The sequence below is a fragment of the Corallococcus sp. NCSPR001 genome, assembly GCF_017309135.1.
Taxonomy (GTDB): domain Bacteria; phylum Myxococcota; class Myxococcia; order Myxococcales; family Myxococcaceae; genus Corallococcus.
In genome coordinates this window covers 6,181,485-6,204,119 of sequence record NZ_JAFIMS010000002.1, presented here as the reverse complement: position 1 = coordinate 6,204,119, position 22,635 = coordinate 6,181,485, and the positions used below count along the sequence as shown (strand labels likewise).

At 69.0% G+C, this 22,635-nt stretch carries 17 protein-coding genes and 1 pseudogene; 9 read left to right on the top strand and 9 right to left on the bottom strand.

Going from position 1 to position 22,635, the window contains the following annotated elements; all coding sequences use genetic code 11:
* Position 1: 1 nt before the first annotated feature.
* Positions 2-1,669, top strand: a complete 1,668-nt coding sequence (locus JYJ93_RS26760) for a type VI secretion system baseplate subunit TssF (protein ID WP_206796388.1) — start codon at positions 2-4, stop codon at positions 1,667-1,669.
* A 1-nt stretch (position 1,670) separates the two neighbouring features.
* Here JYJ93_RS26760 and JYJ93_RS26755 read toward each other — a convergent pair whose 3' ends face one another.
* The 5 genes from JYJ93_RS26755 to JYJ93_RS26735 form a co-directional block, all read right to left on the bottom strand.
* Complete coding sequence (locus JYJ93_RS26755) at positions 1,671-2,057, bottom strand: DUF4280 domain-containing protein (RefSeq protein WP_206796380.1); 387 nt, start codon at positions 2,055-2,057, stop codon at positions 1,671-1,673.
* A complete protein-coding gene (locus tag JYJ93_RS26750; RefSeq protein ID WP_206796379.1) occupies positions 2,057-3,739 on the bottom strand; it encodes an AMP-binding protein in 1,683 nt (560 codons plus the stop codon). The genes JYJ93_RS26755 and JYJ93_RS26750 overlap by 1 nt, the downstream gene beginning before the upstream one ends.
* Entirely contained in the window at positions 3,736-4,776 is a 1,041-nt protein-coding gene (locus JYJ93_RS26745) for a hypothetical protein (RefSeq protein ID WP_206796378.1), read from the bottom strand. Before JYJ93_RS26745 ends, JYJ93_RS26750 begins: the two co-directional genes overlap by 4 nt.
* A 146-nt stretch (positions 4,777-4,922) precedes the next feature.
* Entirely contained in the window at positions 4,923-7,244 is a 2,322-nt protein-coding gene (locus JYJ93_RS26740; protein ID WP_206796377.1) for a PAS domain-containing sensor histidine kinase, read from the bottom strand.
* Between the two features lie 200 nt (positions 7,245-7,444).
* On the bottom strand, positions 7,445-7,816 hold the full coding sequence (locus tag JYJ93_RS26735; protein WP_206796376.1) for a DUF1622 domain-containing protein: 372 nt from the start codon (positions 7,814-7,816) through the stop codon (positions 7,445-7,447).
* A gap of 812 nt (positions 7,817-8,628) precedes the next feature.
* On the opposite strand from JYJ93_RS26735, the gene JYJ93_RS26730 reads away from it, so the two are divergent.
* From JYJ93_RS26730 to JYJ93_RS26720, 3 genes are all read left to right on the top strand, one after another.
* Positions 8,629-8,934, top strand: a complete 306-nt coding sequence (locus tag JYJ93_RS26730; RefSeq protein WP_206796375.1) for a hypothetical protein — start codon at positions 8,629-8,631, stop codon at positions 8,932-8,934.
* A gap of 209 nt (positions 8,935-9,143) precedes the next feature.
* Positions 9,144-9,644 (top strand): flavin reductase family protein, encoded by a 501-nt coding sequence (locus JYJ93_RS26725; protein WP_206796374.1) that lies wholly within the window; start codon positions 9,144-9,146, stop codon positions 9,642-9,644.
* 48 nt (positions 9,645-9,692) lie between these two features.
* Positions 9,693-10,277 carry a superoxide dismutase gene (locus tag JYJ93_RS26720; protein ID WP_206796373.1) on the top strand — a complete coding sequence of 195 codons (585 nt, stop codon included), beginning with the start codon at positions 9,693-9,695 and terminating at the stop codon, positions 10,275-10,277.
* 72 nt (positions 10,278-10,349) lie between these two features.
* Here the strand turns inward: JYJ93_RS26720 and JYJ93_RS26715 are convergent, their stop codons facing one another.
* The 3 genes from JYJ93_RS26715 to JYJ93_RS26705 form a co-directional block, all read right to left on the bottom strand.
* Positions 10,350-13,067, bottom strand: a complete 2,718-nt coding sequence (locus tag JYJ93_RS26715) for a serine/threonine-protein kinase (RefSeq protein WP_206796372.1) — start codon at positions 13,065-13,067, stop codon at positions 10,350-10,352.
* 30 nt (positions 13,068-13,097) lie between these two features.
* Positions 13,098-14,060, bottom strand: coding sequence for an SMP-30/gluconolactonase/LRE family protein (locus JYJ93_RS26710; RefSeq protein WP_206796364.1), 963 nt, complete (start codon positions 14,058-14,060; stop codon positions 13,098-13,100).
* A 77-nt stretch (positions 14,061-14,137) separates the two neighbouring features.
* A complete protein-coding gene (locus tag JYJ93_RS26705) occupies positions 14,138-15,010 on the bottom strand; it encodes a sigma-70 family RNA polymerase sigma factor (RefSeq protein ID WP_206796363.1) in 873 nt (290 codons plus the stop codon).
* 141 nt (positions 15,011-15,151) lie between these two features.
* Here JYJ93_RS26705 and serC point away from each other — a divergent pair, with 141 nt between their 5' ends.
* The 3 genes and pseudogenes from serC (at position 15,152) to JYJ93_RS26690 (ending at position 18,965) form a co-directional block, all read left to right on the top strand.
* Positions 15,152-16,240: a 3-phosphoserine/phosphohydroxythreonine transaminase gene (gene serC, locus JYJ93_RS26700; RefSeq protein WP_206796362.1), complete on the top strand. Its 1,089-nt coding sequence runs from the start codon at positions 15,152-15,154 to the stop codon at positions 16,238-16,240.
* A 391-nt stretch (positions 16,241-16,631) separates the two neighbouring features.
* Positions 16,632-17,397 (top strand): annotated as a pseudogene (locus JYJ93_RS26695) (hypothetical protein).
* Between the two features lie 398 nt (positions 17,398-17,795).
* Positions 17,796-18,965, top strand: a complete 1,170-nt coding sequence (locus JYJ93_RS26690) for a serine/threonine-protein kinase (protein ID WP_206796359.1) — start codon at positions 17,796-17,798, stop codon at positions 18,963-18,965.
* A gap of 4 nt (positions 18,966-18,969) precedes the next feature.
* Here the strand turns inward: JYJ93_RS26690 and JYJ93_RS26685 are convergent, their stop codons facing one another.
* On the bottom strand, positions 18,970-19,329 hold the full coding sequence (locus JYJ93_RS26685; RefSeq protein ID WP_206796357.1) for a helix-turn-helix transcriptional regulator: 360 nt from the start codon (positions 19,327-19,329) through the stop codon (positions 18,970-18,972).
* Between the two features lie 419 nt (positions 19,330-19,748).
* Between JYJ93_RS26685 and JYJ93_RS26680 the strand changes: the two genes are divergently transcribed.
* Positions 19,749-21,554, top strand: coding sequence for a serine/threonine-protein kinase (locus tag JYJ93_RS26680; RefSeq protein ID WP_330166734.1), 1,806 nt, complete (start codon positions 19,749-19,751; stop codon positions 21,552-21,554).
* Between the two features lie 26 nt (positions 21,555-21,580).
* Positions 21,581-22,495 (top strand): DUF2381 family protein, encoded by a 915-nt coding sequence (locus JYJ93_RS26675; RefSeq protein WP_206796355.1) that lies wholly within the window; start codon positions 21,581-21,583, stop codon positions 22,493-22,495.
* Positions 22,496-22,635: the final 140 nt, after the last annotated feature.

Below are 22,635 nucleotides of genomic sequence, written 5' to 3'. Positions count from 1 at the left end.
CATGCGGATGGATGAAGCGCTCTACGCGTCGTTCCTGGAGGAGCTCCAGGCGCTGGAGAAGTTCCGCCTGGGCTACACGGCCCTGCACCCCTCCGCGCCGCTGGATGGCGAGGACGCGGACGTGCGGCGGCTCACGGAGGCCATGGCCCTGTTCACCGCGCGCACGCGCCGGGCGGGGCAGCGCGCGTTGGAGCGCAGCACGCTGCGGCTGTTCCAGCAGCACTTCGCCTACCTGCTCCATCCCATCCCGGCCATGGCCATGTTCCGCGCGGAGCCGGACGCGCGCTTCGTGGACGCCGCGGAGCTGCCCCGGGGCACGCCCTTCCTCCTCAACCCGGGCCCGGGCGGCGGTCCCACCGGGCCGCTCTCCCTGCGCACGCTGTCCCCGGTGCGGCTGTTGCCCGTGCGGCTCACCCAGGCGCGGCTGGAGCGCCAGGGCGAGGACGGCGCGCTCCTGCGGCTCGTCTTCGAGGGCGGCTTTCCGCGCAACGACTCGCCGGGCGAGGTGCGGCTGCACATCAACCACCTCAACGACTTCCGGGCGTCCCTGGCGGTGTTCTTCCAGCTGAAGAGCTCCGTGCGCTCCGCCACCGTGAGCTTCGACGATGGGGCGGCGGAGCACGAGGTGAAGCCCTTCGACGCGCACTCGGGCCCGGTGCGCTTTGGCGCGCCCCGGCCGGTGCCCGCGGATGGTGAGCCGTCCGAGCACCCGTTGCAGCGGCTGCGGCAGTTGCTGCACTTCCCGCAGCAGGAGCTGTTCCTGGAGGCCCGCGTCCCGCCGGCCCCCCGCAACTGGCAGGGCTTCACCCTGACCTTGCGCATGGCGGGCCGCTGGCCGTCGGAGCTGGTGGTGGGGCCGGACTCGTTCGTGCCGCACGCGGTGGCGGTGGTGAACCTGCAGCGCGCCATGGCCGCGCCCGTGGAGCACGACGGCACGAAGGAGCGGCACGCGGTGCAGCACCCGGATTCGTCCATGGGCTTCCGGCTGAACACGGCCACGGGCGTGTACCAGTTGACCCCGAAGGGCATGGTGCCCCTGCGCCCGGGCGCCATCTCTGGAGGCGCGGAGACGTACGAGCTGGATCACGAGGGCCAGGGCCTGGCGCGCACGTCGTGGCTGGCGCTGGACATGCCGGACGCGTTCCTCAAGCCGGTGCGGCTGGGCGTGGACGGCCTGTGGCACCAGCCGCTGCCGCCGCGCTTCGATGCGCGGGGCTACCGGCCGGTGCTGGCGGACCGCTTCCTGGAAGGCGTGCCGTGGAGCCTGGTGGGCGCGGTGGCGCCCGGCGGGGACAACCCGGTGGAGCACGGGCAGCAGGCGCTGTTGCAGCTGCTGGCGCTGCGCACGCAGCGGTTCCTGGGGCGCGAGGACCTGCTGTTCCTCCTGGACGTGCTGGGCGTGCGGACGCAGCGGCACTTCCGGGACCTGCTGCCGTCGCTCACGGAGGTGTCCGTGAAGTCCAAGCCCTTCGCGCGGAGCGCCGCGGGCTTCAAGTACGTGTACCAGCTGGGCTTCGGGCCCATGGACGCGTCGCTGCTGCCGCTGGTGGACCTGCTGTGCGGCCGGCTGGTGGAGCTGTTCGCCATCTGGAGCGCGGAGGACGTGGTGGAGCTGGAGGTGCGCCTGCCCCAGCGCGAGGCGCCCCTGCGCTACGTGCCCCTGCCGTGAGTCACTTCACCTGCATCGTCGTCTGGCCGGGCACGTTGATCTTGATCATCCCGCCATAGGCGCAGGTGCACATGGACTTGTCGGTGAGCGCGGGCTTGCCTTTGATCAGCACCGTGGGCGAGCCCGGCGTCCACGGCGCGGGGAGCACGGGCATGCACGGCATGGGGGTGAGCGCCCCCATCGCGGCGGCGGTGGCGGCGGCCACGGTGGGGTTGGCCAGGGACTGGCACATGCCGAAGGGCGGCACGTTCATGCCCGGGATGTTGTCCATGATGGTGGCCGCTGGCGCGGTGGCGTTCACCTGGTTGACGGGCGGCACCACCAGCGAGGAGGGCGCCACGCCGAAGCTGCACTGGAGCATGGCGCCGGACACGACCTGGATTCCCATCAGCGTGACTCCACCCGGGCGCGCAGCGACGTGAGCGCCTGGAACAAGGGGTCTCCCGACTTCAGCTTCAGGGAACCCGTGAGGTACTGCGCGCGGCACCACTCTTCATCCACCGGCCCGTCCTGCTGACCGTCCTGGCGACGCGCGTGGAGCGCGAAGCGCTCGATGCGGTCCGGCAGCGCGTCCGCGCCCAGGGCCTGCTCGATGCGGCGGCGCACGTCCGCCTCGCTGACCTCCACACCCGGGGGCAGGTCGCCGGTGAAGACGAGCAACACGCCGCGGTACGCGCCCGCCATGCCGCTCACCGGCACGGCCAGCCCCACCGCGTCCAGCCGGGGGCCAGGAGGCTCACGCAGGGCGTCCGAGACCTCCGCGAAGAGGAACACCCGGCCCTCGCGCCGGGGCTCGCGCCCGCCGAAGTGGTGGTACTGGCCGCGCACCCGCGTCAGGACGACGTGCGCGGGCGGCCGTCCGGCGTCGGGCAGCGGGGTGAAGAGCCCCGTGTCTCCCGGGGCGTCCTGCCCGCTGTCGGTGAAGTCGCGCAGCGCCCAGGCGCGTCCGGGCGCGGGGGCGATGTCCGTGTGCACGTCCGCCGCCACGCGCCGGTGCGAGCACAGCACCGCGCCGCCCCACGCCGGGTCCACGCACACGTTGCCGCCGGGCACGCTGGCCAGCCCGGTGGCCTTGAGCGCGTCGCGCCAGGCCTGGAAATCGAAGGGCGCCTGCGGATCCCTGAACCACAGGCCCACGTTCTTGAGCGGAAGCCGGGCGCGGGCCACCAGGTCGCGCATGGCGGGCGTGAGGCCCAGCGCGCGCACGGGGTGCTCCGTGAGCAGCGCGGGAGAGACCTCCAGGTCCGCGGGCTCCACGTGCAGGTACGTCGCGCCGCGCAGGAGCGTGGTGAAGTACAGCGCCGGCAGGTGCTGGAGCAGATGGAAGCCCGGCGCCGCCAGGTGGTCCCCTGGGTTCAGGCCGAAGGTCAAGAGCCCGTCCACCAGCGCGCTCCGCCACGCGTCCCCGGCGGTGAGCGGCACGGGCACGTCGCTGGGGTTGGCCAGCGGCGAGAAGAGCAGGCCCACCAGCTCCGCGGGCTTGTACGTGTACGACGCGAGCGCGGGCGGCACCTGCGTCTGCAGCGGCAAGAGCCGCGCGGCGTGCTTGCCCAGGAGCGGCGCCTGGTGCGGCTCCGCGGCGATGTGCTGGGGCGCGAGCGCGTCCAGCCGGCGCGCCACGAAGGCGCGGGCCCCGGGCGGCAGGAGGCTCACGCACGCACCCAGGCCCAGCGCGGCGCACAGCGACACCATCAGCTCCGGGCCCGGCGGCAGCATCAGGCACAGCTTCGCGCCCGGCTTCACCCCCAGCGCCGCCCAGCCGGTGGCCCGCCGCGCGGCCTGCTCCTGGAGCTGGCGGTAGCTCAGCGTGCGCCAGCCCTGCGTCCGCGAGTACGCGCGCAGTGCGATGCGGTCCGAGGTGGCGTGGCGGGACACCAGGTCGTGGAAGAAGTCGTGGTGCTGGCCGGTGCGGCTCTTGAAGGGCGTGCCGCGTCCAGCGTGGACGGGCGCCATCGCGGCGGCGAAGCCGTCCGGATCCTCCCAGCTCTTCGCGAGCCACGCCGGCACGCTCTCCGGAGGCGGCTGGGTGCCGTCGAACGCGGCGAGCACGACGCGTGGCTCGAAGGTCATGGCGAGGAGGACGGCGCGGGTTCAGGGGGGAGCAGCTCGCGGGTGGGCACCGGCTCCACGCTCGTGTCCGGGACGTACTCCGGCGGCTTCTGGAACTCCTCCAGGCGCAGCTGGGGCACGGGCTCCGGGAGCACCTCCATCCGGGGCGGCGGCTCCTGGCGGAACGACACGCCCAGGAGCACCCGGGCGATGGGCGTGCCCGGCGTGCGTCCCAGGCCGGGCCCGGCGAGCGCGTGCAGCTCCAGTCCCTCCGAGAGCGGGATGCGCCCGCCGCCGAGCACCTCCACCGAGGGCTGGTTCATGTCCGACGCGAAGGCGGCCTTCACCGCGAGCTCGCCGCGCAGCCCCTGTCCGGCCGTCGTCACCCCGGCGCCCAGGCGCATCTCCAGCGTCTGCCCGGAGGCGCTCGGCGCGGAGAGCGGATTGCGCGAGCGCAGCAGCACGCCGGCCTCCAGCGCGGGCTTGAGGAACCCCACCTGCGTGCCCACGGCCGCGAGGGCGCGCACGCGCAGGCCCCGGTCCCGGCCCAGCACCGCCGCGCTGCCGATGGGCAGGCCCACGCCCAGGTCCATGGCGAGGTCCACGGGGTGGTCGTCCCGGCGCGACAGGAGGCCCAGGCGCGCCTGGATCTCCGGGGTGCCCAGGCCCTGCGCGGCCAGCGGCGTCAGGCCCAGGGGTGCGGGATCATCCCCCTGCTGCCACAACACCACGGGCACCTGCGCGCCCACCTCCAACCACGGCAGCACCCCGTAGCTGCCCGCGAGGACGGAGGACGCGCGGTTGCGCACGGCCTCCAGGCGGCGCTCGCCGTTGAGGAGCACCAGCGGCAGCTGCTGATACTGGCCGACGAGCCCCAGGCTCATGCCGCCGGGCACCAGCAGCTCGCCGTTGCGCATCACCGCGGTGCCGCGGCCGGGGTTGATCTCCAGGTGCTCCAATTCGAAGCCGGGCAGGGCGGACTGGGCCCAGGCGGGCAGGGCGCTCAACAGGACCGCGGCGGCGGCGCCGTGCACTGACAGGAATTTGGGCATGGGCATGATGGCGCGGGACGCGCTCCCCCGGCGGACATCATACCCAGACAGCGATACGAAACATAGCGATACGCCGCGAGGTGAGCAGGCAATGGGGTCGGCCCGGCCCTGATGCATGGGGTTGGCGACCTGCTCGGTCCTGGTGTTCCGGCTCAGGGGGACGGCAGCTCCACGATGAACGTCGCGCCGTGGCCCGGCTGGCTCTCCACGCGCAAGGTGCCGTGGTGGGCTTCGACAATCTGTCTGGTGATGAAGAGGCCCAATCCCAGACCGCCGTAGTGCCGTGTCGACACGGCGCGGGTGAACTTCTCGAAGATGGCCTGGAGGCTCCCCGGCGCGATGCCAATGCCTTCATCCCTCACGCTCAGCCTCGCCCGGCCGCGGGCCTGCTCCACGCGAATCGTCACCGGGTGCCCCGTGCCGTACTTCAACGCGTTGGACAAGAGGCTGCTCACGACCTGTTCCAGCCGGTGGCGGTCCCAGCGGCCGATGACACCCGGTGTCGCGCGGATGATGAGCTCGCAGCCCGCCTTCGCCGCCTGGGATTGGAAGCGCTCCACCGTGTCGCGCACCACGTCCGTCAGGTCCACGTCCTCCAGTTGCAGCGGCGCGGAGGGGCCGGTGAGTTGTGTCACCTCCAGCAGATCGTTGATGAGCGTGGTCATCTTGCGGATCTGCCCGGAGATGGTCTCCGCGGTCTTCACCACGCGCTCCCGCAGCGACTCCAGCGTCTGTTCCGTCTGTGCGTCCTTGACCAGGGATTGGAGCTTGAGCTGCAAGGGCGTCAGCGGCGTCTTCAATTCATGTGACGCCACCGTCAGGAATTCGTCCCGGAGCGACACGGCGTGCTGGAGCTGGGCCTGTGTCTTGCGCAGCTCGGTGACGTCCTGGAGCGCCAGGAGGACCGCCTCCGGATGACCGTGCTGGGCGGGGAGGGTGCCCGCCTCCACCAGCAGGGAGTACTGCCCCGTGGGCGTGTGCCAGACGACCGGCTCCCCGTGCACGGGATTGCCCCTCAGCGCGCGGATGCCGGGGATCTCCTCCATGGCCAGCTCCCGGCCCGCTTCGTCCGTGAAGCGGTGCTCGCCTCCCGTGTAGTTCTCCTCCCGCAGGCCCCCGGGAAACTCGCCGCCGGCCATCTGCCGGGCCATCTGGTTCGCGAAGATGATGCGGCCGGTCCGGGGCTCCACCAGGATGATCGCCACGGGCGTCCGGTCCAGCATCGCCTCCAGCCACTGCTGCTGGTTCCTCAGCGACGCGGCGGACTCCTCCAGCTTCCTGCGGGCCTCCACCCGCTCCGTCACGTCCACGGCGAACGACAGCACGGAGTCCACCTGGCCCTGCACGTCCCGCAGCGGCTGGTACGCCACGTCGAACCGCCGTGTCGACGGGACCCCGTCGCCCTGGAAGTCGGCGACGACCGGGACCTCCTTCTCGATGAACGACTCTCCCTGGTGATAGGCCTTCTCTAGGAGCCGCGAGTATTCGACGCCCCGTTCGTTCACGGCATCCCGGATGGAGGTGCCCATCAGGTCCGCGCCTCCCGACAGCACCTTGTAGAGGGGGTTCACCAGCGTGAAGACCTGCCGCTCGCCGGAGAGGATGGCGATGGACGCGGGGGCGCTCGTGAGCACGGAGCGCAGCCGCGCGCGTTCGTTCTCCGCCTGGGCCTCCGCCTGCTTGCGCTCGGTGATGTCCTCCGCCGTGGACACCCACTCCCGGATGGCGCCCTTGTTCCCGAACACAGGCACGGCCCGGCCCACGACGTCCCGGTAGCCTCCCGCGTGGAAGCGCAGGCGGAACTCGCCCCGGTAGGACGTCTTCGTGCGCAGGGACTCCACCCAGCCGCGCACCACGCGCTTTCGGTCGTCCGGGTGGATGGCGGAGAGCCAGCCCAGGCCCAGGTGCTCCGCCTGCGTCTGGCCCGTGAAGGCCATCCAGCGCGGCGCGGGCTCCACCACCTCGCCCCGGGCGTTGGTGGACCACACCGGCTGCGCCATGGCCTCCACCAGGGAGCGGTAGCGCTGCTCGCTGGCCTGGAGCGCGTCATGGGCCCTGCGCTGTTCGGTGACCTCCGCCACGATGACGCCGATGCCCAGGAGCACCCCGGCGTTGGTGCGCACCGGGTAGTAGCTGACGAGGAAGTGGCGCTCCACGCCCACCTCCTTGGAGGTGGCGCCCACCACCTCCACCGTCTGCGCGCTCCCGCCCTCCAGGATGCGTTGGTACTGGGGACGCAGGGTGGGCCACATCTCCGGGACGATGTCCTGCACCTTGCGCCCCAGGTGCGCGGCGCGCGGGAGGCCGTTCATGGCGGCGAGCGCGTCGTTCACCTGGACGAAGCGCTGCTCCATGTCCACCACCGCGAGCCCCACTGGCGTGCTCGCCACCAGCGTCTCGAGGAGCAGCCGGGAGTGCGCGTCGGAGAGGGTATCGATGGTATCCGGGTCGAAGCTTGCGCCGGGGCTCTCCACGCACGCCTCCTTTGACCCCGGCCTTCCCGGCGAGCTTGGAGGCAGGGCCCCGTGACGCCGCTTCCCACCATGGGAGTGGCCTGACCTGGAGGGTGTGCATTGCCAGCATCCATGGGCAATCCACACCGTCCCGGAGGCGCGGCTGCCGCCTGGCCGCGCCCCCTGGCACAGGCTGGAGGGCATGCCCTCTCCAACCCGTCTCACGCACGAGGACCGGCACCGTCCTCGTTGCGTGGCCGGGACTGCCAGGGCCAGCGGCCGTCGACCTCCACCTCCAGCGTGAAGCTGAGGAAGGTCCGGATGAGGACGATGAGGCCCAGGATGACCACCTGTCTCAGTGTGGGTGCCCCCGCGACCGTGCGGATGATGTCCGCCGCGACGAGCAGCTCCAATCCCAGCAGGATGGCGCGGCCCAGGTAGTGGCGCAGTTGACGGTACGCTTGCGCGCGCGGCGCGCTCCGTGCGTCCCGGAGGACGAGCGCCACGGAGACCCCCGCTCCCACCACCATCGTGCCTACGCCCGCGGCCTCGAACAGCTGAGCGGCCAGGGCTACGAAGTCCACGAATCGCATCCGCCGCTCCCTCTCCCTGGAAGGTGGCGTGTGACACAGCGGACGTCCATCCCGTCCCACCCGCCCCGAGGGTCGAGACCGCCGTCGGAATAGACACACAGAATCCAAAAGCCAGACAAACGTGCAGTGTTGACGCCGGCTGATGTCTTGGTTCATTGTCGCCGCCCTTCGCGTGTCACAGCGGGAGATGGGCGGCTTCAGCGGGGTGCCGGGGGGTGCCGTGACGCAGCAGTTTGAAACCAGACATGTCATTGCCCTGAAGGGTCGTTTCGCGTGATTCGCGAGATCCTCAGCGGACTGCTCTGGCAGGGCCGGGTGGCATTGCGCAGCGGCGACGTGCGTGTCTTCGCCGCGCATGGCTACGTGGATGAAGGCTACCGGCCTTCGCGCGTGCCATTCCTGTCCGGCACCGGCACCGCCTCCGTCCTCATCTACCCCACGCTCGCCGTGCCCGACCCCTTCCACGCCGACAATCCGGCCCCGGATGGACTGGCGCTGTCGCTGGGGCTGCGTGTCGCGGCAGGCGCCGTGGCCGCGCAGACGCTGCCGGTGGCCGTGCTGATGGCGCAGGGGCAACCCGTGCTGCGGCTCATCGTCCGCTACGAGCAGGTGGACACCCGGCTCATGGGCGAGGTGGTGGCCACCGCGACCTTGGCGCAGTCCACCGGGACGCAGGTCGCGGAGACGCGCTGGAGGCTTCTGGTGCTCACTGGGTCCGTTGGATCCGGCGCTGCGCGGCTCCGTCACGGCGGCCTCGCGCCTCAAGCCCGGCGACGTGGTGGTGCTGGGCTCCTTGCGAGGACGGCTACCGCGTGGGTAGGCAGCGCTCCCAGGCGCTGGTGCCCGTGGAGGGCGCCTGGGCCCGGGGCCGCACGCTCGTGTTCCAGGAGGAGTGCTTCTTCTTCCAGCCGCAGCTGCGCCGCCGCGACGACCTCCTGAACCACCTGTACCGCTGCTGCGTGGACTCACGGGTCTCCGCGCTGATGGACGAGCCGAACGCGCGCGCCACCGCCCGCCTCGTCGATAAGCCCGTGCTGGGCCTCATCGCACGCGGCGCCAGCGGCCACCCGGGAACGGCTGTCACCGAAGTCGATACCGCCAGGCGCGGGACCAGTTGAAACCAGGAGGATGAACGTGGCTGTGCGACCGCCCGAACGACTGCATTCCCACCCCATCGCTGGTGGGGTTATGAATGGAAGTCTAAGGGTCCGTCTCGGTACCACGCCCTGTGGCCTGACAGACACCTCCCTGCCACCCCATTGGTATTCCGCCAATGGATTGGAGGAAGTGCTGACCGGGTGGCGGGCCGGGTGGTAGAGACCGGCACATGACTCAGAGCGGTACTGAAGGGGTGTCGGCCCTGGACTTCCGGGAGGCGATGTCCCGGTGGGCGAGCGGGGTGGCGGTGGTCTCCGTCCGTGACGCGGACGGGATCGCGGCGACGACGATCAGCTCCTTCAGCTCCCTCTCCCTGACGCCTCCGCTCATCGTCCTGGCGCTGCAGCAGTCCTCCCGCACGCTTCCGCGGGTGGAGGCCGCCCGCCGCTTCAGTGTGAGCGTGCTGTCCACCATCCAACGCGACGTGTCGGTCCACTGCGCGAAGGGGGAGGCCGAAGGCCGGATGTTCGACGAAGGAGCCTTCGTGCGGGACAGCCTGGTGGGTCTGGCGTGCACTCTGTTGGATGTGCACCGTTACGGCGATCACCTGTTGCTGGTGGGCCGTGTGGAGCGCATCCAGCGGGGAGTAGACGGAGAACCGTTGCTCTACTGGAACCGGGCGTATCGCGCGCTGACAGCGCACCCGGAGCCAGGGCCCGCCCCGAAGTAGCGAACGCGTAGCTGAAACCTCACTGAACCTGGAAAGGACGCACCCCAAATGCCCTTCACGCTGCCCGAGCTCCCGTACAAGAAGGACGCGCTGGCCCCTCACATGAGCCAGGAGACGCTGGAGTTCCACCACGACAAGCACCACGCGGCCTACGTCAACAAGCTCAACGAGCTGACCGCCGGCAAGCCCGAGGCCGCCAAGTCGCTGGAGGAAGTCATCCTCAGCAGCGACGGCGCCGTGTTCAACAACGCCGCCCAGGTGTGGAACCACACCTTCTTCTGGAACTGCATGAAGCCGGCCGGCGGTGGCAAGCCGACGGGTGACATCGCGGCCGCCATCGACCGCGACTTCGGCTCCTACGACGAGTTCAAGCGGCAGTTCACCGAGGCCGCCATCACGCAGTTCGGCTCCGGCTGGGCGTGGCTGGTGAAGGATGGCAACAAGCTGTCCATCATGAAGACGTCCAACGCGGACCTGCCGATGAAGCACGGCAAGAAGGCCCTGCTCACCGTCGACGTCTGGGAGCACGCCTACTACATCGACTACCGCAACCTGCGCGCCAAGTTCGTCGAGGTCTTCCTCAACAGCCTCGTGAACTGGGACTTCGTGAACGAGAACCTGAAGAGCGCCTGATGTGAAGTGAAGTGACGGGAACCGCGCGGCCCGGCTCGGCACGGTCCGGAGCGGCGCGGTTCTCGGATGCTTTCAGTGCCGCCCGGCAGCCAATCCCTCCACCAGGAACAGCCGGGAGAGCGCCTCGTTGTAGCTGTAGGCGTAGGACTTGCCGTCCTCGGAGATCGCCAGGGTCATCACGGAGATGAGGCCCGGCATGACGCCTCCCGCGGGGAGCGTCAGGTGCGGCGTGCTGACGCCGGTCTTCACGTCGACCCTGGAGATGCGCACCGGGAGCGAGACGCTGCGCAGGTAGAGCGCCGCTCCGCTCGCGTCCCAGCCCACCACCCATTGATCCGTGAACCGGCCGGGGACGGTGCCTTGCGCCTCGCCCGTCGCGGAGAACACGCGCAGGTCTCCCGCCGCGTCCACCGCCGCGAGCCGTGAGCCGTCCGGAGAGATGGCCGCGGTGAGGCCCATGCCCTCCGCCGTGATGGGCCTGGGGGCTCCGGCGCCGGGTTCGAAGACCCAGAGCCGTGCAGGACGTCCCTCTTCGTGCGCGCGCAGGAGCAGCCGCTTCCCATCCGGGAACCAGCGCGCGGTGAGCACCGTGGTGACAGGCGCGAGCGACAAGGACCGGGGCTCTCCCGCGCCCGTGGGCAGCAGCAGGAACTCCATCCGCTCGCCGTAGCGCACCGTCAGCACCTGCTTGCCGTCCGGAGACAGCGCCATGGGGATGCCGTCGCCCAGTCGGACCGGAGGCGCGCCATCGGAGGTGCGCAGATAGGCGCCGTAGGTGGGGCCCTCCACCTCCGAGCCCTCGGCGAAGAGGAGCGTCTTGCCGTCGCGGGACATGTCCGTCATGAACGACGAGTCCGACCAGGTGAGGTCCCGCTCCGCGCCCGCGTGCCCGAATGACAGCCCCGTACGGATCATCGGGTGATCCACCAGGACAGCGCCATCCTGGGAGATGTCATGCAGCACCATCCGCCCGGCGATCCGATCCACCGGCCGCGTCGTGCCGTTCAGGTCGACCGCGAACAGCTCGGAGTCCACGCCCGTCCGGGAGGCGGTGAACCACACCTCCTTGCCATCCGGAGCCCAAGCCAGGCCCCGGACGCTCGCCCAGTCCGAAGAGAGCTCCCGGGGCGGACCGTCCTTCTCCAGCACCCAGACTCCGCCCCGGTCGTCCTTGGGATGCTCATGGAACAGGAACGCGAGCCGCGCGCCGTCAGGAGACACGCGTGCGTGGCTGATCCACCCCTGGGATTCGAAGCGCACCGTGCCGGGAGGCTGCTCCAGCCGGAAGCTCTCGCCCACGCGGCGCACCACCGCGAGCGGTCCATTCGAACGTCCCCAGTCCGCCTCCAGCACGCCATCGAGCACGGCCCGGGGCGCGCCGCCCGCGAGCGGCATCAAGCCCAGCGTCCCGCTGCCATGGTCGGCGTCGAAGAACCGCGGCTCGAGCAGCACCGCCAGCTCCCCCTTGGAAGACGCGGCGAGCACATCCGCGCGCTGTCCCAGCGGTTGTGACACCGGACGCTCCGTGCGCGCGCTGTAGAGCTCCGCGGGGCCGCCCTCCCAAGCAGCGCCATAGATCAACGTGTGTCCGTCCGCGGAGAACCGGGCGTTGAGCACATGGCCCCGGCGGAACGTGACGGGGCGGTACGTCGGGCGTGAAGCCTGCGCCGCGGGCACCGCCACGGGCGTCGGTCTGTGTCCAAACACCAGGAAGCCACCGGCGACAAGCAGCAGCAAGGCCGCAGCGGCCGCCAGCAGGGCAGGGCGTGGGAATCCCCTGCGCCGCAAGGCCAGGGGCGCACCGCGAGCCACGATGGACTCCAGCGCGAAGGCCAGGTCCTGCGCGGATTGGAACCGTTCGCCTGGGTCCTTCGCCAGACAGCGTGCAATCACAGTCCCCAGCTCTCCCGGAAGCACAGGAGGCGCATCGCGGAGCGCGGCGCTCATCCGCTCCACCGGGCTGTCACCGCCAAAGGGAGCAAAACCACTCACGGCCTCATGAAGCACCGCGCCGAGCGAGAACACATCCGCGCGAGCATCCACGCCCTGCCCGCGGATCTGCTCCGGAGCCATGTACCCGGCGGTGCCCACCATCGCTCCACTTTGGGTGAGCGAGGCCTCCTCGGTCCGCTCGGTGAGCCGGGCCAGCCCGAAGTCGAGGATCCGCGCGCTGCCATTCGAGCACAGGAAGATGTTCGCGGGCTTGAGGTCGCGGTGGATGACGCCACGCGAGTGCGCGGCCGCGAGCCCCTGCGACAGCTGGATGCCCAGCCGCAGCGCCTGCTCCGGAGGCAGAGGCCCACGCATCAGGCGGGTCCGCAGGGTGACCCCCTCCAGCCACTCGGTGACGAGGTACGGCACGTCCTCATGGGTGCCCACGTCGAACAGGGTGAGCAGGTGGGGATGGGACAGCGCGCCCACCGCACGGGCTTCCTGTCGGAAGCGGGCCAGGCGCTCCGGATCCTGTGCGAACCGGACCGGGAGCACCTTCAGCGCCACGTCCCGTCCCAACCGCCCATCGCGAGCCCGGTACACGTCCCCCATCGCGCCACTGCCCGCATGGTCGACGATGACGTACGGCCCCACCTGCTCCCCAGGAGCGAACGCGCGGAGAGGAGGAGCCGACTCCCCGAACCGGCCCTCCGCGTGCCACGTCGCCGCGACGGCCGCGAGCAGCGACCCACAGGAGTCACAGCGGGACAGGTGCGCCTCGGCGAGGCCGCGCTGCTCGGACGGCAGGCGGCCCTCGACGAAGGCGAGAATCGTTTCCTCGGACGGACATCCCGACATGGTGGGGCGCGACTCTATGAGCGTTCGCGCTCAGGGCAGAAGAGGGGGCACCGCCACCCGGTACGCGCGGAAGGGCAGGGCCGGGGTCCCCGGCGTGCCGAAGAAGAACCCCATCTGCGACTCCAGCACCCACGCGCCGTCCTTTGTGAGCGCGGCGGCGGTCGGCTCCACGAAGCCGTTGGCGAGCACCTCCTTCGCGCCAGCGCCCTCACCGAGCGTCACCAGGGACGCCCGTCCCGGCGTGTTCTCCACGACGAACAGCCGGCCCGAGTCCACCCACTCGACCCCGTCCGGCGTCTCCAGCGCCGGCGTCACCGGGATGGTCACGGGCGCCCCCGCGCTGCCATCCGGCTGGATGTCGATGGAGAACAGCGCGCCCGTGTCGCTCTTCACGACGTAGAGCCGGTTGGCCCCGTCGTAGGCGATGCCGTTGAGGGTGATGAGGCCCGGCTCGGAGGGCTCGTACGCGGCATCCGCGGACCACGTATCGAGCGCCGTCCCACCCACGGCCAGGCGGAAGATCGCGTTCCCGAACGAGTCCGTCACGTACACGTTGCCCGCGACATCGACGGTGACGTCGTTGCAGAAGCTGACCTCGCTGGGCATGGCGTGGCTGGCCTTCAGGGCGCCCGTGGAGAGCGCATACCCGTTCAGGTACGAGGCCTGCGCGGGCAGCAGCAGGTCGTCGTAGGTGCAGGCCCAGAGCGTGTCGTGTGCCTCATCCACCTCGAGCCCGTAGACGCCGAACGCGGGCCGGCCCGGGACGAAGACCTCGGCCCCCAGCGAGCCCGGCTTGACGCGAGCGATGGCGCCAGTGCCCAGACTGCCCGCGTAGAGCGTGCCGTCCTTCGAGGCCGCGATGCCCTCCGGAAAGAAGCTCTCGCCGGGCCACTGCACCTCGGTGGGGATGGAGGGGGCATCGTCGGGGAACGGCTCGCAGGCGGAGACGGTGGCGGCGAGGGTGATGACGGACAGCCAGGAACGGACGCGCATGAGGATTTCCTCGGTGAAGCCCGGGAGGGGCCTTTCGACGCCCTGACACCGGCCGGGAAATACCTTGCAGCGAAAGTTCAGCCCCCCGGACCGAGCAGCCGCGTCAGGCTGAGGTCCACCTGGCTCACGACCAGCGCCGCGATGCTGTCCACCGAGGAAGCGCCCACCCCGAGGCGTTCGCACAGCCGCCGCGTCGTGGTCTCCGCCACCTGTTCCCGCGCCCTGCTGAGCCACCGGGACACGGTGGACATGTGGACGCGGTAGAGCGCCGCGATGGCGTCCAGGGACAGCGCCTCCACGTGGTACAGGCGCATCAGGGTGCGGTCCCGGTCGGACAGCTCACCCAAAGCCGCGCGCACGGCCTCCGTGAAGGCCTCGCGGTACCGCGAGCGCAGGTGTTCGAGTTCCGGCCCCAGCTGTTCACCGAACGCGGACTCGACGGAGTCCTGAGCGGCGGAGTCGGCCCGGGCCTCGGAGCGCTTCAAGTTGAGCGCGATGCGAAGCGCCGCCACCCGAACCCATCCGCCCAGCGCGCCGCCCCCGGTGAACTCCGCGATCTTCGGCTCACCCGTGAACAGCTTCTCCCGAAGCCCCTGCCGGACTTCCGAGACGAACGCGGGCGAGCGGTCCACACCGGACACAAACGCGCCGACGTCACGGAGGTAACAGTCCTCGAAGAACTGGAGCGCGGCGCGGTCATGTCGCAGGCACCCGAAGGCCAGGTACAGCTCCGACAAGGCAGGCGAGGCCCCTTCGAGCGCCTCCAGGAGCGCCGTCGGAGACGTCAGCCGCTCCGCGACGAACGCCACGAAGGAGAGCGGCTCCAGCTCCACCCCGGGCCAGCGAGCCCGGGCGCGGTCGACGGAAGCACGGAGCAGCTCCTCCAGACGCGAGGGCTCCGGAAGCGAAGCAGGCGCGCGGCCAGGAGCCGCGAGAAAGGCGGAGGCCAAAGGAGTAGGGGACACACCCGGGACGCTACCACCCCCACCGGGCGGACGAAGGCCACCGTCCGACAGAGCCCACGTTGCAGATGACCCCCGGAGCCCCACGGGCGAGAATGCCGGAGCGCTTCACTTCCCAGAGGACAAGCCATGCGCGTCATCAACTTCAATCCCGGCCCGGCCGGTCTCCCCACGGCGGCGCTGGAGCGGGCCCGGGACGAGCTGCTCGACTTCCAGGGCACGGGGATGTCGATCATCGAGCACAGCCACCGGGGCAAGGCGTTCGAAGCCGTGCACAACGAGGGCATCGCCCTGGTGAAGGAGCTGCTGGCCGTCCCGGACACGCATGAGGTCCTCTTCCTCCAGGGAGGCGCCTCGCAGCAGTTCGCGCAGGTGCCGATGAACTTCCTGCCCCAGGGAGGCTCCGCGGACTACGTGGTGACGGGAGGCTGGAGCGAGAAGGCGGTGGACGAGGCGCGCTACTACGGCACGCCGCGGATCGCCGCGAACACGGTGGACAAGGACAAGCGCTTCACGCGGATCCCCACCCAGGCCGAGCTCCAGTTGGATCCGAAGGCCGCCTACGTCCACATGACGAGCAACAACACGCTCTTCGGGACGCAATGGCACACCTTCCCGGAAGTGGGGCAGGTGCCGCTGGTGGCGGACATGAGCTCCGACATCCTCTGGAGGCCCATCGACGTGAGCCGCTTCGCGCTCATCTATGCGGGAGCCCAGAAGAACATCGGACCCTCGGGCATCGTCCTGGTGCTGGTGAACAAGGAGTTCATGGCGAAGGGCCGCAAGGACATCCCGAAGATCTTCCGCTACGCGACCTACGCGGAGAACAACTCGCTCTACAACACGCCCCCGACCTTCTCGATCTACCTCTGCCGCAACGTGCTCGCGTGGATCAAGGGAGTGGGAGGCCTGAAGCAGATCGAGGCCTGGAACCGCGAGAAGGGAGAGTTGCTGTACGCGGCCATCGACCGCAACGCGGGCTTCTACCGGGCCCCGGTGGAGAAGGCGTCACGCTCGTACATGAACGTGGTGTTCCGCCTGCCGGACGAAAAGCTGGAAGAGGCCTTCGTGGCCGAAGGCGCCAAGGCCGGCATGGTCGGAATGAAGGGCCACCGAATCACAGGAGGCATCCGCGTGTCCCTGTACAACGCGGTGACCGTGGACCACGTGAAGACGCTGGTTTCTTTCATGGACGACTTCGCGAAGCGGAACGGATAGTTCCAAGCGTTCGTCGAGAGGGCGCACGGGACGTTCACCAGCGTCCCGGCCTTGAGTTGCAGTGGGCCCGGACTGCAGCACCTGCCACAAAGGAGGTTTTCTCTCGGACGCGAGTTGCTGTTCGTACACGGTGCCACGCTTCCTCCATGGGGCCGAAAGGTGACCGTTAACGACGTCATCGACTCTTCGTCCAGAGTGGCCGCGACGTGCCGATCCCGCAGACGAACAGCCTGTTTCAACTCTTTACCCTCGTGGACCTATCAGCAAGATGAAGGAGTTCGCCCACAGGAGTGGCAGCTGAGGGATCCCCTCATTTAGCGAGTTGATCAGCCCACGCTCGCTCGGCGGCTGCGTGCGAGGGCGCTGGTGTCAGTGCAAAGAGGCAGCCACCATGACGCGCAAGGTGGCCATCGACGAAGAGCAGGTGCGGGCGTTCCTGACGGAAGTGTTTGAGGACGACCTGCACGTCAAACGAATCCTGTCCCTGTCGCACGCGACGCTGGGGGCGGTGCAGGCGGCGAGCCTGTCGGTGGCGGCCATCGGCAAGGCCATGGCGTGGGCGCGTGGAGAGGACGTCACGTCCAAGCGCGCGGTGAAGCAGGTGGACCGACTGCTGTCGAATGGAGGCTTCGGCGTCTGGAAGCTCTTCGCGTCCTGGGTGCCCTTCGTGCTGGCGGAGCGGACCGAGGCGGTCATCGCGCTGGACTGGACGGACTTCGAGCAGGACGACCAGGAGACGCTCGTGGCCAGCCTCATCAAGCCTCACGGAAGCTACGGCCCAGGAGGTGCTGGACGTCTACGCCCGGAGATTCACCATCGAGGAGACGTTCCGGGACGTGAAGGACCTCAAGTTTGGCATGGGGCTGAAGCAGGTGCGCGTGAAGACGCCCAAGCGTCGAGACAGGTTGCTGCTCGTCAGTGCCCTGGCCCAGGTTCTTCTGACGCTGCTGGGAGCCGCGGGCGAGGCACCGGGTTACGACAAGCATTTGAGGGTGAATACGGTGAAGCGGCGTACGCACTCTCTCTTCACCCAAGGCACCTACTATTTCATGGCCATGCCGCGCATGAGCGATGAACGACTCCGCCCGTTGGTGGAGCGATTCGCGCAACTCGTTCGCGAGCACGCCGTCTTCCGAGAAACCTTCGGACTTATCTGATTTAGATGAGGGGATGCTTCAGGTTACGCCGAGCTACGACACAGTGAGTGCGCGTGCGGAAGGCGAAGTGTTGGACGTGGCCCGTGTCACAGTGACGCTTCAGGATGGGCGCATGGTGGCGGTGTCCGAAGGATGTTGGCTGTCCACGGAGCGCTGCATCCTTACGGCCCGCGAACTGTGCCGCTTCTAGGAAGAACGAGGTGCTCCGCCAGCAGTCGCGCTCCGTCCCTGTCCTGGCTGTGATGCTGTCGGTAGTGCTCGGCGCAGGGGCGGGCTTCGCTCTTGCCCAGGTGCGGTTATTGCTTTTTAGAGTCCATGAATGTGGACTTTAAAAGTTAACTACGCTCAAACTCCTTGGGAGGCGCCGCCGCGCCACTTCTCCCGCCTCCCGAGGAGCCATGCCCGACACGACGACCGACGACCTGGCGCGCACCGAAGCCTCCGCGTGCCGCAGGCAGCTTCCGCCGACGCCCGGGAGGCCCCTGCACCTTTTCACCATTGACGGCATTCGATACGAGGCCGTCCGCGAGTTGGTGTTGATGCAGACAGGGGAGTTGCTGATGTTGGCCCAGCGCTTCTCGGAACGGGGCAACAAGCTCCCCGGCTTCTGCTTCGTGCGGCGGTTGGCGAACCCCTCCACCTTCATGCAGCGCACGCGGCTGGGGGAGGAGATTCAGCTGGCCTTCCGCTTGCGCCACCCGGCCATCGCCACGGTTTTCCACCGCAAGGTGCACCGGGGCACGCTGCACGTCGTCATGGAGTACGTGGACGGCCCATCGCTGGAGACGCTGGTGAGTGCGGGCGTGGCTCGTGGCCGTCCCGTCTCCGAATCCTTCGCCCTCTATGTCGGCGCGGAAATCGCTGAGGCACTGCACCATGCGCACACTCTGACGGACGCGGACGGCAAGTCGCTGGGCGTCATCCACCGTGACGTCAATCCCCGGCACGTCTACGTGGGGACGCAAGGCGAGGTGAAGCTGACGAACTTCGGCGCGGCCTACTCGCTGGTGGTGGGGCGCGAGGAGTCACCCGCCAGCCTCGTGCGTGGAGACGTAGCCTACGCCTCGCCGGAGTACCTGACGCGGAAGCCCCTGACGCCGCGCTCCGACGTCTTCGGCTTGGGCGTCCTGCTGGTGGAACTCTTCACCGGCAAGCACCTCTTCGATGTGGAGGACGTGTCGGGCCCGCTCAAGGGGATGGCTCACCTCCAGCCGGAGATCCTCCCCTCGCTGCCGCTGACGCAAATGCAGGTGCTGTTGGCCAGCTTCGGGCCGGAGAACGTCAAGGAGGCCGTGGCCTCACTGTCCCCGGATGTGAAGGGAATGTTGCATGTCGCGCTGCGCGCCAATCCCGAGGAGCGATTCTCTACGGCGGCCGACATGCGCGACGCCATGCGAGTGGCCCTGGCGAGGCGCAACCCGGGCTACGGCCGACAGGATGCCGCAGCGGAGTGGGCCCAGGTGCTATCGGAAGGCAGCGCCCTTCGTGACGAGGTGGAATTCGGCGAGCAAGGCTTCTTCCCCGAGGGGCTGGATGCCCACGAGTTGGAGGGCTTGAAGCGGGAGTAAAGCTTCAGCGCGCCAGGGCCGAGGCGACGTGGAGGAGGGCTGCGAGGTCCTCCGCGTCCAGCTTGCGCGCGAGGTGGAGGAGGCGTCGCAGCTCCGGGGCGTCCTCTTCCTTGGGCTTGGTCTTCGTGCCCTTGCGCACGTCGCCCGTCGCGGTGAGCCCCATCAGCTTCTCGGGGGACACCTGCAACTCCCGGCAGAGGCGGTAGAGGGACGGGACGCTGGGGAGCATCTTCCCTCGCTCCAGGCGGTTGTAGACTGGGTGCACCAGCCCAACGCGCTCCGCGACTTCGGCCTGCGTCAGTCCCAGGTGCTGGCGGGCCGCGCGGGCCTCGGTGCCGATGGTGATGCCAAGTTCCTCATTCATGACGGGCGCAGCGTATCCGAGGGCGCGCTCGGCCGGGCCGCTTACCGAGGCTCGGGCAGGAGAAGGAGCAACGCCCGCAGCTGGGGCTCGTTCCGCCGGCGCACGCGAAGGAGGAGTTGGTGCCGCGCAGGGAAGTCGCTGGAAGCGGGCAAGTGGCCCATCAGCTCGCCTGGAATGCCGCCCAGCGCGCAGCACAAAAATCGGCCAAGGGTGAACGCTGGAGGTCCGGTGGATTTGGATGAACTCCACGAGTCTTTTCTAGAGCGTGCAGCCAGAGGGAGGGATTCCCGGGCTTCTCACGCTTCTGGTAGGGTCCGCGCCCCGCTGAGAGGACGCCGCATGCGAGAGGCCAGGGAGCCCGAAAGAAGGTCGCCATGATGCGGGGGCCACCTCCGGCCGTGCTGTCTGCTGGGGCCCAGGTGCTGGGCTACACGGTGGAGCGCCAACTAGGGCAGGGCGGCTTCGGCACGGTGTACCTTGCGCATTGCGAGGGCCAGCGCTTCGCCCTGAAGCTGCTACACCTGCCGCGCGTGGGGGAGAGGGCGGAGCGCGAAGTCTCCATACTTACCCGCCTGCGCCACCCCAACGTGGTGAGGATTCTGGGCCATGGCTACTGGCCGGTGGCCCAGCCGCAATTCATCGTCATCGCCATGGAGTACGTGGAGGGGCGTCAGCTGGATGCCTGGGCCGACGCGGAGAACCCCACGGCGAGGCAGGCGGCGCGCGCGTTGCTGGGCGTGGCACGGGCGCTCGCAGCTGCCCACGCGGATGGGGTGGTGCACCGGGACGTGAAGGAGGCCAACGTCATGGTGCGCGCCTCGGACGGCCTGGCCAAGGTGGTGGACTTCGGCATCGGAGACTACGCGGGCGCGCGCGAGCTGACAGCGGACATCCTGCCGCCCGGGACCGTGGACTACCGCTCTCCGGAGGCGTGGCGTTTCCTGCGAGCCCATCGTGAGGCGCCAGACGCCCGTTACACCGCGGGACCGGCGGACGATTTGTGGGCGCTGGGGCTCGTCTCCTACCGACTGCTGACGGGACGCTTCCCCTTCGATGGTGAGGACGGCGCCAGTTTGACGGAGGCGATTCTCTCCAATGCACCCACGCCGCCGCACGAGGAGAACGAGCGGGTGCCTTGGGCGCTGAGCGACGTGTGCATGCAGCTCCTGGAGAAGACGCCCGAGGCGCGCACGCCGAGCGCCCAGTCTCTCTGCGTGGCGCTGGAGCAGGCGTTAGGCGGCGCGGATGCGACGTGGGACGTGCCGCTCTGCGACGCCTACGACGAGGACTCCGCGACGACAGACGGGGAGGACATCGACAGCTTCGAGCAGTGGCGGCACCAGCCACGACACCGCCCTCGGCGCGGCAAACGCGTTCACCGGAAGCAGGTGCCTGCGGTGGGCGCGGCTGCTGTGGACGCGACACCGCCTCCCGTGACGACCGTGCGTGTGACGCCTGCGCGGCGCGGGGCCTTCCGCGCATGGGCGGCGCTCGCAGCGGTGCTCGTCCTGTCAGGGGCGGCGTGGGGCCTCGGGATGTCACGCGTCGCGCGGCCTGTCCCCGTCCGTCAGGAAGTAGCGCCCTCTGGCAAGTCGCCTCAAGCTGACCGCGCCGCAGTTCCCATCGGGCCGGAGGCCACCGCTGCGGCCGTCGCTCTCCCCGCGACGCTCCAGGAGGATTCCGCCACCGTGACGACGCAGCCCAAAGAGACGCAGCCCCTTCAGCTTCCCTCCACGCCCGCGAAGAAGGGCTTGCGCGTCATGGCCCGTGCGGTGAGCACGGCGGCGGCATGCTCGGCGCTCATGGGCTGTCCTGGTCCGCAGGTGCGTCCGGCGCCTCCTCCTGAGCCGTGCCCAAAGGGTGCAGTGAAGGCCATGGCGAAGCTGGGCATCGACATTGGGGACAGGCACGAAGCCGTTTTCACCCGTGACCGCCCGCAATTCATTTCTGTTCGGGAAGGCCCTTCCCAGGTGTTCTTGTACGGTGATTGGGAGGAAATGCCGCACGGGACGGTTCTGTCTGGCCGGCTAATCGTGCGAGACCGCGTTTACGGGCGACTTACCTCGGCGACTACTCCAAAGGGCGACAGTTTTCCTGTCTGCCTGGAGGTCTACGACGTGAAAGACGGGGAACGAGGAATGGCACGCGAGCCCGGCAACGACTCACCCTCCAATGGCCGTATCTTCACGAGCGAATACGTGAGGGCGGTGAGCGAGTTTGAGTAACAGCACCAGCTGGGAGTAATCGCCGAGTGTCATCTTCTTCTTTCGTCGTGCTCCTGGGGCTGCTGTTCGTCGCCGAAACAGCCGTCGCTCAGTCAGAGGGTTCAGCATCGGTGCCGGGCGCACGACGCATCGAGTTGTCGCCGGACGATGTTCAAGTCGCACCCGAGATCGCGATCAGTCCTGGACTCTCGACGGCTCTCTTCTTCGATTCCGACCTGATGCGCGACAGTGTCGAGTTGGAGGGGCGAGATTGCTTTGCACTGGTGGATGTGGGGCAAGCCACGATTCGACTGGTGCCTTCGTCGCGTGTAGCTCCAGGCGAGCGGTTTCGTCTGGTCGTGCGATTCAAGGATGGCGCAGCCCCCTTGCGTGCATTCTTCCTTTTGCGGATCCATCCGGCAAAAGCCGAGTCTCTCATTGAGGTCTATCGCGGCAAGCGGACGATTGAGACGTACCAGCAGGAAGCCCGCGAGGCGCATGCGGAATTGCTGCGCTGCCAAAATGAGAACGCAAGACTGATGGCGGAGCACGATGCTCCGGGAGGGCTGGCGGGCCTGATCTCCACCGGAGGAATGGACGAGCGTGGTGTTGCCGGGCAAGTCGTGACCCTTGAGTTCTCCCAAGCCTCTGGGCGTGACCTGACGGCCTCTTACATCACGAGCTATCGCTCCACTACGGGCGTAGCGGTGGACATCAAGTTGGACGTGAAGGTCGGGGCTCAGCCATGGCTCGCGAAGGGTGCAACGCTCAAAGGCAAGGCTGGCGTGGAGTTGAAGGTGATCCGCGTATGGCAGCGAATGCCAATTCCAGGAGGAAACGTCGGTCGGGTTGTTGTGGAAGCCGAGGCCTCAGCAGAAACAACTCGAGGGCCCTTTTCACTCAAGCTCTGGGAGGAAGATGGGTCGCGTACTGTCGTGTTTGGCAACGTGATGTTCCCCTGATGGAGCCAGTTGCTGAGTCCTCGCCGTTACCTGCTGCGCAGTAACGCAGCGGTAACGCAGTCGAGTGGACTGGGTTGGATGATCCCGGACGCGGCCGGGTACGGTTTCCATGGTGCAGGTGAGGCGCAGCCCTCGGAATC

What these genes read in the sequence shown, in the direction of transcription:
- JYJ93_RS26760 (WP_206796388.1), top strand. Translation starts at nt 2, where the DNA reads ATGCGGATGGATGAAGCGCTCTACGCGTCGTTCCTGGAGGAGCTCCAG.
- JYJ93_RS26755 (WP_206796380.1), bottom strand. Translation starts at nt 2,057, where the DNA reads ATGGGAATCCAGGTCGTGTCCGGCGCCATGCTCCAGTGCAGCTTCGGC.
- JYJ93_RS26750 (WP_206796379.1), bottom strand. Translation starts at nt 3,739, where the DNA reads ATGACCTTCGAGCCACGCGTCGTGCTCGCCGCGTTCGACGGCACCCAG.
- JYJ93_RS26745 (WP_206796378.1), bottom strand. Translation starts at nt 4,776, where the DNA reads ATGCCCATGCCCAAATTCCTGTCAGTGCACGGCGCCGCCGCCGCGGTC.
- JYJ93_RS26735 (WP_206796376.1), bottom strand. Translation starts at nt 7,816, where the DNA reads ATGCGATTCGTGGACTTCGTAGCCCTGGCCGCTCAGCTGTTCGAGGCC.
- JYJ93_RS26725 (WP_206796374.1), top strand. Translation starts at nt 9,144, where the DNA reads ATGACTCAGAGCGGTACTGAAGGGGTGTCGGCCCTGGACTTCCGGGAG.
- JYJ93_RS26720 (WP_206796373.1), top strand. Translation starts at nt 9,693, where the DNA reads ATGCCCTTCACGCTGCCCGAGCTCCCGTACAAGAAGGACGCGCTGGCC.
- JYJ93_RS26715 (WP_206796372.1), bottom strand. Translation starts at nt 13,067, where the DNA reads ATGTCGGGATGTCCGTCCGAGGAAACGATTCTCGCCTTCGTCGAGGGC.
- JYJ93_RS26710 (WP_206796364.1), bottom strand. Translation starts at nt 14,060, where the DNA reads ATGCGCGTCCGTTCCTGGCTGTCCGTCATCACCCTCGCCGCCACCGTC.
- serC (WP_206796362.1), top strand. Translation starts at nt 15,152, where the DNA reads ATGCGCGTCATCAACTTCAATCCCGGCCCGGCCGGTCTCCCCACGGCG.
- JYJ93_RS26690 (WP_206796359.1), top strand. Translation starts at nt 17,796, where the DNA reads ATGCCCGACACGACGACCGACGACCTGGCGCGCACCGAAGCCTCCGCG.
- JYJ93_RS26685 (WP_206796357.1), bottom strand. Translation starts at nt 19,329, where the DNA reads ATGAATGAGGAACTTGGCATCACCATCGGCACCGAGGCCCGCGCGGCC.